Source organism: Stenotrophomonas sp. GD04024, assembly GCF_029837545.1.
Taxonomy (GTDB): Bacteria; Pseudomonadota; Gammaproteobacteria; order Xanthomonadales; family Xanthomonadaceae; genus Stenotrophomonas; species Stenotrophomonas forensis.
On record NZ_JAOEDV010000032.1, the window covers coordinates 34,873 to 46,408 of the forward strand.

The following is an 11,536-nucleotide window of genomic DNA, read 5'->3' on the forward strand; positions in this document are numbered from 1 at the left end:
GCACGCCACGGGCAGCTCAGTTTTCGCTGGCGGTTACGAATCCAGGCCGGCGCAGGCGGGCAGCTCGGCGTGCAGGAAATCGATGAAGGCACGCACCTTGGGCTGCAGGTGGCGCGAGGTGGGGTAGACCGCATGCACGAAGCGCGGCGGATAGCGGTGGTCGGGCAGCACCTGCTGCAGTTCGCCACGGGCCAGCGCCGGTGCCGCCAGGAACGAGGGCAGGGGGCCGATGCCCATGCCGGCCGCCAGCAGGTCGCGCAGCATCAGGCTGTTGTTGACGGTGACGCGTGCCGGCAGGGTGATCGTCACCTGGCCATCGGGGCCGAGCAGCGGCCAGCTGCCCGGTGAATCGGACAGGCTGTAGGCCAGCACGCTGTGCGCCTGCAGATCCTCAACCGCCTGCGGTACCGGATGCTGCTGCAGGTAGGACGGGGCCGCGCACAGCACCTGCTGCAGCGAGGCCAGCCGGCGCGCCACCAGTCGCGAGTCGTCCAGCTCGGCGCGCAGCCGCAGCGACACATCGAAGCCTTCGCCGACCGCATCGAGCAGGCGGTCTTCCATCACCAGGTCCAGCGACAGCTGCGGATGCTGCTGCAGGAAACGCGGCAGCAGCGGCGACAGCGTGCTCAGCGCGAACGACTGCGGCGCATTGACGCGCAGGCGCCCGGCCACTTCGCCACGCTGTTCGGCGATGCCACGTTCCAGCGCGTCCAGCTCGTCGAGCAGGCGGCAGCACTCACGGTAATAGGCATGGCCGGTTTCGGTCAGGCTCATGCGGCGCGTGGTCCGCTGCAGCAGCACCACGCCCAGGTGGGTCTCCAGCGTGCGCAGCTGCTTGCTCAGCCCGGCTGGCGACATGCCCAGGTCTTCGGCGGCACGGGCCAGCCCGCCGCGTTCGACGATGCGGCGGAAGGCACGCATCAGGTTGAAGGAATCCATGCCGGTCCCGGGCGCGATGAGGGCGCCATTGTAGATCCACGCCATGCGTGGATGCTGGAATTATGGTGCCGACCAGGGCGGGCATCCAGCAGGCGCGTGCCGGGTTGCGCCGTTTGTTCAAGCCGGCAACCGTCGCATCGCGCCAGCATGCAGGCCCCTCACGTTTCGGGTTGCCCATGAAGCACTGGATGCTCCGCCTGTATGCCCCGTTGTTCCTGCTCGGGTTCGTTGCCACCGCCATCGCCTGGGTGGGCCACCTGCATGGTGATCCGCTGTGGCTGCTGGCCTTGCTGCTGGTCGCCATCGCGGTTTCGTTCGGCGCTGAACGCGCTTGGCCCTACGACCCTGCGTTCAACCACGACCAGGGCGACCGCCTGCGTGACACCCTGCATGCGCTGGTCAACGAAAGCCTGAACCTGCTGTCGATCGCCGCGGTGCCGCTGTTGGCGGCGATCATTCCATGGCAGGCCTGGCCGGTGCAGTGGCCCTTCGCGCTGCAGGTGCTGCTGGCCATCGTCTGCGCCGATCTCGGCATCACCCTGGTGCACTACGCCAGCCACCGCATCGGCTGGCTGTGGCGGCTGCATGCGGTGCATCACAGCGTCACCCGCATGTACGGCTTCAACGGCCTGATGAAGCATCCGCTGCACCAGGCGGCCGAAGCAGTGGGCGGCGTGCTGCCGCTGCTGGTGCTGGGCCTGCCGATGCCAGTGGCGTCGGTGCTGGCATTCGCCATTGCCATCCAGCTGCTGTTGCAGCACTCCAACGTGGACATGCGCCCCGGCGTGCTGGGCCGGGTGATGGCCTGGGCGCCGCTGCACCGCTTCCACCACATGCGTTACGGCATCGCCGGGGATGTCAATTTCGGTTTGTTCCTGACCGTATGGGATCACCTGCTGGGAACCGCCTTCGATGCGCCGGGCTACCGGCTGCGGCAACGCGATCTCGGCATCGGCAGCCAGCCGGACTATCCGCGCGATTATCCCGGGCAGCTGCTGGCACCGTTCCGTGAACTGCCACATGGCGAGGTGCCGGAGCTGCCCGAAGGGTTGCGCAGGCGCGGATGATCCCGCATGTCAGGTCGCGCGCAGCTGCAGGCCCTGCAACTGCGCGGCACCGATGCCGAACATGCGGTGCAGGTTGCGTGACAGATGGGCCAGGTCGGCGAACCCGGCCGCGTGGGCGCTGTCGGTCAGGCTGTGTCCACGCAGATGATGCGCGAGCGCATTGCGCAGCCGTTGCCACAGCACCCAGCCGCGCAGGGTCACCGACAGGTCTGACTGGAAGCGCCGATGCAGCTGGCTGGTCGACAGATGCGCCGCTTCGGCGATATCGGCGGCCGGCACCGGGCCAGGCAGGTAGTGGGTGATACGGGCCAGTGCCGCCTGCACGCGTCGATCCAGCGGCTGCGGACGGCTCAGTCGTGGCAGCCAGTCCTGCAGTGCCACCGCGTTGCCCGGCAGGGCGTGCAGATACCGTTGGATCTGTGTGGGATCGGCATGTGCTGGCTCAAGAAAAACCGTGCAACCGTCCTGCGGTGCCGACAGGATGGCATGCGACTGGAAGGAAGGCAGCCACAGGCGTTGACCCTGCTGCCGCACGCCATCAACCGCGACCTGCCACGCTGCACCGTCGCTCAGCAGCAGTTGATGGGCGTAGTGCGCATGCGCAGCGCTGCCACCGGCATGGCCCTGCAGCAGCGCCACGTGGGCATCCAGCAGCAGCGTGCCATTCCAGGGCAGGGCGGGAGAGGACATGGAGGAATTGTAGATCCACGCCATGCGTGGATGGATCTCCATCGAAATCGAATGTTCCGATAGTTGAACGAAGAGCAGCCGAGCATGGGTTCGGCTCTACAGCAGGCCGTGCGGGGAATTGTCGAAGGCGGGGTGGGCCCGGTTGCGGGGGCGTGAGCGCCATGGATGGCGCGACCGAGGCTACATGGACGTACTTGCGCCGTCCCCCGCAACCGGACCCACCCCGCCACCCCACAGGAGCCCAGCTTTCGCTTCTGTTGTTGCTTCGGCCGTTGCCTCTGCGGGTGCCGGGCGGCAGCCCGGCCGTGCGTACCCTCAGCGCCCGTGCGGGTCGGGCCGGTGATGCACGTACTCGACCACAGTGCCATCGGGATGCACTGCGTTGAATGCCGCCCCGGTCGGCACCACCTGCAGCGGGAAGATGATTTCGGCCCCCGCCGCGACCAGCCGGTCGTGATAGGGCCGCACGTCATCGACCAGCAGCGTCCCGGTGGTCGAAGTGAAGGGGGCCAGCGCTTCCTCGCACCCTTCGATCAGCAGGAAGGCTCCGACCATCGCCAGGCGCAGGCCGGCATCGGGAAACGGGAAGCCCGCATCGGCCACGACGCCCTGCAACTGCTCATAGAAAGCCACGCTCTGCTCCAGCTGGCCCGGGGCCACGAACACCCGGATCAACACGCGTGGGCTGCGTTGGCTCGAGGTATCACAGCGGTCGCGCCAGAGATGATCGAAGTCGCGGTGTATGTTCATGGGCGGGGTTCAGGGCCGGTGACGCCCCATTATCGGCAGCCCCGTGCGGCCTGCTGATGACTGCCGGTGATGGCCTGATAACCGGCGGCCAGGTTGCCCCTGTGACTTAGGTCCTGTTGACAGGTGTGAACGCCCTCGCACAATCTTCACATGATTGGGTCGCCCTGCGCGGCCCGGACAGGCAGGTTGTCACGCCGGGAGGAGGGTCCCGCGCGCAGACCGGCCCGTCCTTCGGCCTGCGGGACGTTGCCTGGCAACCCCTGCGCGGCATGAACGCTGCACCCTTCGGCGGCACTTTCCCTGGACCGATTGCCTTGGCAACGGAATTACGCCTGCCGATGAAAACGTTTACAAAGCCGCTTGCCCTCTCCCTCGCCCTGTCTGCTGCGCTCGCCGCCCCGGCCTGGGCCGACCCTGCGGCGTTCACCGTGTTGACCCTGGAACAGGCGCCCGGCGCCGAAGCAATGCCGGCCCTGGCTGCGCAGCTGAAGAGCCTGAAGGTGGACGCGGTGAGCGTGCGCCAGGTGCAGCGCGGCATCGGCCAGGTCGATCCGCTGCAGGTGCTGGCCGACGGCCTGGGCTATGAGTACCGCTTCATTGCCGCAGGCAAGGACGATGGCCAGACCCAGCGCGGCCAGGCCGTGCTGACACGGCTGCCGATCGCCGCTGAGTCCGGCCCCGACCAGCCGGGACTGAATTACCTGCGCCTGGACGATGGCCGCCACACCGTCGCGGTCTATACCGATGCCGGTGCAGGCGCGGCACAGCTGCCGGCGCTGGTCACGCGCTCGCGGCTGGGTGCGCCGGCGGTCCTGCTCGGTGCCGTGGCTGGCGAATCGGCCACGGCGGCCGGCTTCGATCCGGCGCGTGTCGCACTGGAAGCAGACGCCAGCTACTTCAGCGATGGCTTCAAGGCTGCCAGCAGTGCGCCGTTCAAGGTGGAAGGCAGCAGCCTGCGTGCCACGCTGCTGACCCTGGCCTATGCCGCCGACACGCATGGCGACACGCCGTGGATGGACACCACCCTCAACGCCGACGCACGTGCTGCGCTGCTGCTGAAGGCGATGACCGAGGATGAGAAGTTCCAGATGCTGCACAGCTACTTCGGGCTGGGCAAGGACGGTGGCCCGCTGCCGGAAGGCGCGGTCGGTTCGGCTGGCTTCGTACCGGCGGTGCCGCGCCTGGGCATTCCCTCGCAGCAGTCGGCCGATGCCGGCGTCGGCGTGACCAATCCGGGTGGCATCCGTCCGGGCGACTTCGCCACCGCGATGCCGTCGGGCCCGTCCACTGCGTCCAGCTGGAACCGCGAAGTGGCCTTTGCCGGCGGCGCGACCATGGGCCGCGAGGCCTGGCAGCAGCGTTTCAACATCCTGCTGTCGGGCAGCGTCAACCTGCAGCGCGACCCGCGCAATGGTCGCAATTTCGAGTATGCCGGTGAAGACCCGCTGCTGGCCGGTTCGATGGTCGGCGCGCTGATCCAGGGCGTACAGAGCCAGCACGTGATCTCCTCGATGAAGCACTTCGCGCTGAACGACATGGAGACCCGCCGCAACTTCCACGACGTGCGCATCGGCGAGCAGGCCATGCACGAGTCGGACCTGCTCGCCTTCGAGATCGCGCTGGAGGCAGGCCGCCCGGGCGTGGCGATGTGTTCGTACAACAAGATCAATGGCACCTACGGCTGCGAGAATGGCTACCTGATGAACCAGGTGCTGAAGCAGGAATGGAAGTTCCCCGGTTTCGTGATGTCCGACTGGGGTGGCGTGCACAGTGGCTCGAAGGCGGCGCTGGCCGGCCTGGACCAGCAGTCGGCCGGTGAAGTGTTCGATGCGGCGGTGTTCTTCGACGAACCGCTGCGCCTGGCCGTGCACGGTGGCGTAGTGCCGCAGGCGCGCCTGAACGACATGGTGGCGCGCATCCTGCGCACGATGTTCCTGCACGGCAATTTCGACAACCCGCCGCAGCACCAGAAGGTGGATGCCGAGGCCGGCTTCGCCGTCGCCCAGCGCACGGTGGAAGAGGGCAGCGTGCTGTTGCGCAATGAAGGCAACCTGCTGCCGCTGGCCGACAGCGTGAAGCGCATCGTCATCATCGGTGGCCATGCCGACAAGGGCGTGATCGGTGGCGGTGGTTCGTCGATGGTGGGCGTGACCGCCAAGGGCACCAATGCGGTGCCGGGCGTGCTGCCGACCACCTGGCCGGGCCCGGTGATCTTCCACCCGTCTTCGCCGCTGGAATCGCTGCGCGCTGCACGCCCGGACGCGACCATCGAGTATGTGGACGGCAGCAATGCCGCCGCTGCAGCCAAGGCTGCCGCGCAGGCCGACGTCGCCATCGTGTTTGCCACCCAGTGGGCGGCCGAATCGGTCGACCTGCCGGACATGCAGCTGCCGGATAACCAGGACGCCCTGATCTCGGCCGTGGCCAAGGCCAACCCGAAGACCGTGCTGGTGCTGGAAACCAACGGCCCGGTGCGCACGCCGTGGCTGGCACAGGTGCCGGCGATGCTGCAGGCCTGGTACCCGGGCATCCGCGGTGGCGAAGGCATTGCCGCGCTGCTGACCGGCCAGGTCAATCCGTCCGGCCGCCTGCCGGTGACCTGGGTGGTGGATGAATCGCAGCTGCCGCGCCCGCACATCGACGGCCTCGGCTTCAAGCCGGCCAAGCCGTTCGGTGATGTGTTCGATTTCGATATCGAAGGCGCCAACGTCGGTTACAAGTGGATGGCGGCCAAGGGCCTGACCCCGACCTTCGCCTTCGGCCACGGCCTGTCCTACACCTCCTTCGCCTATGAAAACCTGAAGGTGAGCGTGGAAGGCTCGCGCCTGGTCGCCAGCGTCGACATCCGCAACACCGGCAAGCGCGCCGGTGCCGATGTGGCCCAGCTGTACCTGAAGCTGCCGGCCGGCAGCACCACGCCGATCCGCCTGATCGGCTATGACAAGGTGAACCTGCAGCCGGGCGAACAGCGCCGCATCCGCATCGAGGCCGAGCCGAAGACGCTGGCCCATTACGATGCACAGGCCCGCCAGTGGAAGATCGATGGCGGCACCTACCAGGTGCAGCTGTCGCGCAACGCCGCCGAGCCGCTGCAGAGCGTGGACGTACAGCTGGTGGAGCAGGTGCTGCGCTGATGCCTGAGGACACGGCCCCGCAACGGGCCGTGTCTGAAAAAGGGGACGGAGGGAATCAAGTCGTTTATGGCAGAAACGACTTGATTCCCTCCGTCCCTTTCTTCATGCGGCGAACCAGTCGCGCAGGAAATCGATCAGCTGGCGGACCTTCGGAGAGGGCTGGGTGCTGTGTGGATAGACCGCGTACACGCTCTGCTGTGGAAAACGGTGATGGCGCAGTAGTGGCCGCAGCCGGTTCATGGCCAGGTCGTCCTCGATCAGCCAGTGGGGAAGAACGGTGACCCCAGCACCGGCCACGGCGAAGGCGCGCAGGCTGCTGGCGCCATCCACGCGTACCACTGCATTGGCCGGATTGGTGGCAAACAACGCATCGCTGCCATCGGGTGCGATCACCGGTACATCGGCCAGCCGTGGGTAGCCCAGGCGCGGCAGCGTGCCGAGCTGAACCGGATCGTCCGCGGCATCAGCGGACGGCAGGCGCGCCAGCAGTGAAGGCGCCGCCACCGCACACAGAGGGTGCTGTTCCAGCTCGCTGGCATGCAGGCCAGAGTCGGGCAGGCGGCCAAGACGGATCGCCAGATCAAAACGCTCGGGAATGAGGTCAGCCGGTGCCGGCGAGGTCGACAGATGCAGTTGCAGGGCCGGGTGGCGCGCGCGGAACGCCTCCAGTGCCGGGATCAGGCGCAGCTGTGCGTACTCCGGTGTGGTGGTCAGGCGCAGTACGCCCTGCAGTTGGTGCTGGTCGCGGCGCGCGGCATCGATCGCCGCCTGTGCAGCATCCAGTGCCTGCACGCAGTGCTGCAGGAACTGTTCACCGGCCTCGGTAAGGGCCAGGTGACGGGTGCTGCGCAACAGCAGGGTCACGCCCAGCTCCTGTTCCAGCCGCTTCAGGTTGAAGCTGACCACCGCGCGGCTCAGGCCGAGGCGGTCGGCCGCCGCGGTCAGGCTGCCGGCCTCGACCACAGCACGGAAGATGTCGAAGCGATCGAGGCTGACCATGGGCATCAATTGTCAAAACAGATTTGACAGTGTTGCAGCTGTCGTCGTGTTTTTCCAACAACGCCTGCCGGGCATGCTGGCCGCTTCCCTGCTGGAGCGCCGTCGATGCCGTCCCCCCGCCTGCGCCATGAGGCGATCTTCCTGTTGGTGTTCGCCCTGGACCTGGTCAACATGTTCATTGCCACGGTGGCCTATCCGGCATTGGCGGCCGAGCTGCATGCCGACGTCGGCACCCTGGCCTGGGTCGGCACTGCCTACATGCTGGGCCTGAGCGTGGTGATCCCGTTGGCGCCATGGCTGGCCGCACGCTGTGGCGAGCGCCGCCTGCTGCTGGTGGCACTGCTGCTGTTCGCGATCGCCGCTGCGCTGGCTGGAGCCGCGCCGGGCATCGGTTGGCTGCTGGGGTGGCGGCTGCTGCAGGGCCTGGCCGGTGGCCTGCTGATTCCGGTGGCTCAGGCGGCGGCCTACCGGCAGTGCACGCCCGACCAACGTGGCGCGCTGACCCGGCGCATCCTGCTGGTGGCGCTGCTGGTGCCGGCACTGGCGCCAGCGCTGGGCGGGCTGATGGTGCAATGGCTGTCCTGGCGCGGTGTGCTCTGGGCCAGCCTGCCGCTGGCACTCATGGCGATTGGGCTGGCGCTGGCGTGGATGCCCGCCGACGTCCGTCGGACTGCGCCGCGCCTGCAGGCCCATGCGCTGTCCACCGCGATGACGGCGCTGGGCGCGCTGCTGCTGGCGTTGACCTGGCTGGGCGAACCCGGGCATCGTCTTGCCGGCAGCGGCTTGCTGATGGTCGCGGTGGTGCTCGCCGTGATCCACCTGCGGCATGCACGTCGGCAGCCACAGCCTCTGCTGCGCTGGTCGCTGCTGTTCCATCGCAGCCTGCGCCTGGCGATGCTGGTGTATCTGGCGGTGCCGGGCGTGTTCATCGGCAGTCAGCTGGTCAGCACCCTGCAACTGCACCAGGCCGGTTACAGCGCCGCGCGCATCGGCGCACTGATGCTGCCGTGGGCGCTGGCCTCGGCCATCGCGATTACCGCCAGCAAGCGCCTGCTGGCCCGCTTCGGCCCGGCCGCAGTGCTGCGTGCCGGCATGTTCCTGCAGGCCAGTGGCCTGCTGGCGATGGCGCTGTTGCCACGGCCGGCATTTGCGCTGGCCGGGCTGCTGTTCGCGCTGATGGGTGCCGGCGGCAGCCTGTGCAGCAGCACCGCGCAGACGCTGGCCTTCCATGGGGTCGAGGGCGAAGCGCTGGGCGATGCCAGTGCACTCTGGAACCTCAACCGCCAGCTCAGCTTCTGCCTGGGCACCGCCGCCATCGCGCTGCTGCTGGCACTGGCCATGCAATGGCTGCCGGCCCGCGCCACTGGCGTGGCGCTGGGTCTGGCCGCCGTACTGACCCTGCTGCCGATGCTGCTGTTGCGTCGGCCGAAGCAGCTTCTTCTTCCACACCCTGGGAATTGATGATGGATACCACCGCAGAACATGAAATCCACCGCCTGCACGACAAACTGCAGGCCTGGTTCCGTGCCGAGGTCGGCATCGACGCACTGGATGATCTGATGGCGCATTTCTGCGCGGACTTCAGCATGGTCGGTATCGCTGGTCGCAGGCTGGACCGGATTGCCGTGCAGGCACTGTTCGCGGGCGGTCATGGCGCGCGTCCAGGGCTGCAGATTTCCATCGACGCCGTGCAGGCGGTGGAAGTGCCATCACCGCTGGCGGTGCTGCGCTATCGCGAAGGGCATGCGATCGATGGCGGCGAGCCCGCATGGCGCGAATCGCTGGCGGTACTGAGGCAGGAGAAGGAGCAGGGGCGCTGGTGCTGGCTGGCGCTGCATGAGGTGGCCGCCTGATCGGTAGTGCCGGCTGCTGGCCGGCAACCACGTACCGGCCCCAGGAGCATGACGTTGCCGGCCAGCGGCCGGCACTACCGGGCGACGGCACATGTGCCATCAGTCCTGCCCGTATCCACCGCAGAATGCAAAGCCCGCCCACACTTCACGGCTCATGGCAGGAGTAGGCTTGAGGCTTTCCTGCCGGGAGGGGTCTCCATGCGTGTGCGTGCCGTTGCTGTAGCCATCGCCCTTTGCCTGTCCAGCACCGTGCTGGCTGCCGATACCCCGCCGATGACCCCGGACATCAGCGGCAAGCCCTTCGTCGCGCCAGATGTCGGCCGCGACTACAACAAGCGCGTGGTGATGGTGCCGATGCGCGATGGCACCAGGCTGTATACGGTGATCGTGGTGCCCAAGGGTGCCCACAATGCGCCCATCCTGCTGACCCGCACGCCCTACGATGCCGCTGGCCGCGCCAACCGCAGTGATTCGCCGCGCATGCGCGACATGCTGCCGCAGGGCGACGAGGTGTTTGTCGACGGCGGTTACATCCGCGTGTTCCAGGACATCCGTGGCAAGTATGGCTCCGAGGGGGATTACGTGATGACCCGGCCGCTGCGCGGGCCGTTGAACAACACCAAGGTCGACCATTCCACCGACGCCTGGGACACCATCGACTGGCTGGTGAAGAACGTGCCCGAGAGCAACGGCAAGGTCGGCATGCTCGGTTCATCGTATGAAGGTTTCACCGTGGTGATGGCACTGACCGACCCGCACCCGGCGCTGAAGGTGGCCGCACCGCAGAGCCCGATGGTGGATGGCTGGATGGGTGACGACTGGCTCAACTACGGTGCGTTCCGCCAGGTCAACTTCAACTACTTCGCGATGCAGACCGAGAAGCGCGGCAAGGGCACGCCGCTGCCCAGCCTCGGCTACGACGACTACAGCACCTTCCTGCGCATCGGTTCGGCCGGCGACTACGCACGTTTCACCGGCGTGGACCAGCTGACCTGGTGGAAGAAGCTGGTCGAGCACCCGGCCTATGACGCCTTCTGGCAGGGCCAGGCGCTGGACACGGTGATGGCCAGGACGCCGTTGAAGGTGCCGACCATGTGGCTGCAGGGCCTGTGGGACCAGGAAGACATGTGGGGCGCCAACCACGCCTACCAGGCGATGGAAGGGCGCGACAGTGGCAACAACCGCAATTACCTGGTGATGGGCCCATGGCGGCACAGCCAGGTGAACTACAGCGGCAGTGAACTGGGCGCCCTGAAGTTCGATGGCGATACCGCGTTGCAGTTCCGCCGTGATGTGCTCAAGCCGTTCTTCGACCAGTACCTGGTGGACGGTGCACCCAAGGCCGACACGCCGCCGGTGCTGATCTACAACACCGGCGAAAACCACTGGGACCGCCTGAAGGGCTGGCCGCGCAGCTGCGACAAGGGCTGTGCCGCCAGCAGCAAGCCGCTGTACCTGCGCGCCGGCGGCAAGCTGGCGTTCCAGGCGCCGGCGGCGGGCGAGGGTGACTTCGAGGAATACGTGTCCGACCCGGCCAAGCCGGTGCCGTTCGTGCCGCGACCGGTGCGTTTCAGCGACCGCGACATGTGGACCACCTGGCTGGTCAAGGACCAGCGCTTCGTCGATGGCCGCCCGGATGTGCTGACGTTCATCACCGAACCGCTGAGCGCGCCGCTGCGCATTGGCGGTGCGCCGGTGGTGCACCTGCAGGCATCGACCAGTGGCACCGACAGCGACTGGGTGGTGAAGCTGATTGACGTGTATCCGGACCAGGAAGCGTCGACGCCGGAGATGGGCGGCTACGAGCTGCCGGTGTCGCTGGCGATCTTCCGCGGCCGTTACCGTGAGAGCTTCAGCGATCCGAAGCCGCTGGCTGCCAACGAGGTGCTGCCGTACCGCTTCGATCTGCCCAACGCCAACCACACCTTCCAGAAGGGGCACCGGGTGATGGTGCAGGTGCAGTCCAGCCTGTTCCCGCTGTACGACCGCAACCCGCAGACCTACGTGCCGAACATCTACCTGGCCAGGCCGGGCGACTACCAGAAGGCGACGCAGCGGGTCTGGCACAGCGCCGCGCAGGCCAGTTACATCGATCTGCCGGTGT

9 protein-coding genes are annotated in these 11,536 nt (G+C 67.4%); 5 read left to right on the forward strand and 4 right to left on the reverse strand.

What is annotated here, in order from left to right; genetic code table 11:
- Nucleotides 1-33 precede the first annotated feature (33 nt).
- Nucleotides 34-984, reverse strand: coding sequence for a LysR family transcriptional regulator (locus N7590_RS12180; RefSeq protein ID WP_204275150.1), 951 nt, complete (start codon nt 982-984; stop codon nt 34-36).
- A 143-nt stretch (nt 985-1,127) separates the two neighbouring features.
- Between N7590_RS12180 and N7590_RS12185 the strand changes: the two genes are divergently transcribed.
- Nucleotides 1,128-2,006 carry a sterol desaturase family protein gene (locus N7590_RS12185; RefSeq protein ID WP_239544529.1) on the forward strand — a complete coding sequence of 293 codons (879 nt, stop codon included), beginning with the start codon at nt 1,128-1,130 and terminating at the stop codon, nt 2,004-2,006.
- A 9-nt stretch (nt 2,007-2,015) separates the two neighbouring features.
- Here N7590_RS12185 and N7590_RS12190 read toward each other — a convergent pair whose 3' ends face one another.
- Both N7590_RS12190 and N7590_RS12195 read right to left on the reverse strand, forming a co-directional pair.
- Nucleotides 2,016-2,720, reverse strand: a complete 705-nt coding sequence (locus N7590_RS12190; protein WP_053510867.1) for a helix-turn-helix domain-containing protein — start codon at nt 2,718-2,720, stop codon at nt 2,016-2,018.
- A gap of 291 nt (nt 2,721-3,011) precedes the next feature.
- Entirely contained in the window at nt 3,012-3,446 is a 435-nt protein-coding gene (locus N7590_RS12195; RefSeq protein ID WP_040007487.1) for a glyoxalase/bleomycin resistance/dioxygenase family protein, read from the reverse strand.
- Nucleotides 3,447-3,784: 338 nt separating this feature from the next.
- Here N7590_RS12195 and N7590_RS12200 point away from each other — a divergent pair, with 338 nt between their 5' ends.
- Entirely contained in the window at nt 3,785-6,580 is a 2,796-nt protein-coding gene (locus N7590_RS12200) for a glycoside hydrolase family 3 C-terminal domain-containing protein (protein WP_164242574.1), read from the forward strand.
- A 102-nt stretch (nt 6,581-6,682) separates the two neighbouring features.
- On the opposite strand, the gene N7590_RS12205 is transcribed toward N7590_RS12200, so the two are convergent.
- Complete coding sequence (locus N7590_RS12205; RefSeq protein ID WP_164242575.1) at nt 6,683-7,579, reverse strand: LysR family transcriptional regulator; 897 nt, start codon at nt 7,577-7,579, stop codon at nt 6,683-6,685.
- 105 nt (nt 7,580-7,684) lie between these two features.
- Between N7590_RS12205 and N7590_RS12210 the strand changes: the two genes are divergently transcribed.
- From N7590_RS12210 to N7590_RS12220, 3 genes are all read left to right on the forward strand, one after another.
- Entirely contained in the window at nt 7,685-9,040 is a 1,356-nt protein-coding gene (locus N7590_RS12210; RefSeq protein WP_164242576.1) for an MFS transporter, read from the forward strand.
- A gap of 2 nt (nt 9,041-9,042) precedes the next feature.
- Nucleotides 9,043-9,432, forward strand: a complete 390-nt coding sequence (locus N7590_RS12215) for a cytoplasmic protein (RefSeq protein WP_053511979.1) — start codon at nt 9,043-9,045, stop codon at nt 9,430-9,432.
- A 198-nt stretch (nt 9,433-9,630) separates the two neighbouring features.
- Nucleotides 9,631-11,536 (forward strand): CocE/NonD family hydrolase (locus N7590_RS12220; protein ID WP_279935557.1); only part of this gene is annotated, 1,906 nt, incomplete at its 3' end.

Coding starts and splice junctions, on each gene's coding strand:
- N7590_RS12195 (WP_040007487.1), bottom strand. CDS start 3,446: ATGAACATACACCGCGACTTCGATCATCTCTGGCGCGACCGCTGTGAT.
- N7590_RS12205 (WP_164242575.1), bottom strand. CDS start 7,579: ATGGTCAGCCTCGATCGCTTCGACATCTTCCGTGCTGTGGTCGAGGCC.
- N7590_RS12180 (WP_204275150.1), bottom strand. CDS start 984: ATGGCGTGGATCTACAATGGCGCCCTCATCGCGCCCGGGACCGGCATG.
- N7590_RS12215 (WP_053511979.1), top strand. CDS start 9,043: ATGGATACCACCGCAGAACATGAAATCCACCGCCTGCACGACAAACTG.
- N7590_RS12190 (WP_053510867.1), bottom strand. CDS start 2,720: ATGGCGTGGATCTACAATTCCTCCATGTCCTCTCCCGCCCTGCCCTGG.
- N7590_RS12185 (WP_239544529.1), top strand. CDS start 1,128: ATGCTCCGCCTGTATGCCCCGTTGTTCCTGCTCGGGTTCGTTGCCACC.
- N7590_RS12200 (WP_164242574.1), top strand. CDS start 3,785: ATGAAAACGTTTACAAAGCCGCTTGCCCTCTCCCTCGCCCTGTCTGCT.
- N7590_RS12210 (WP_164242576.1), top strand. CDS start 7,685: ATGCCGTCCCCCCGCCTGCGCCATGAGGCGATCTTCCTGTTGGTGTTC.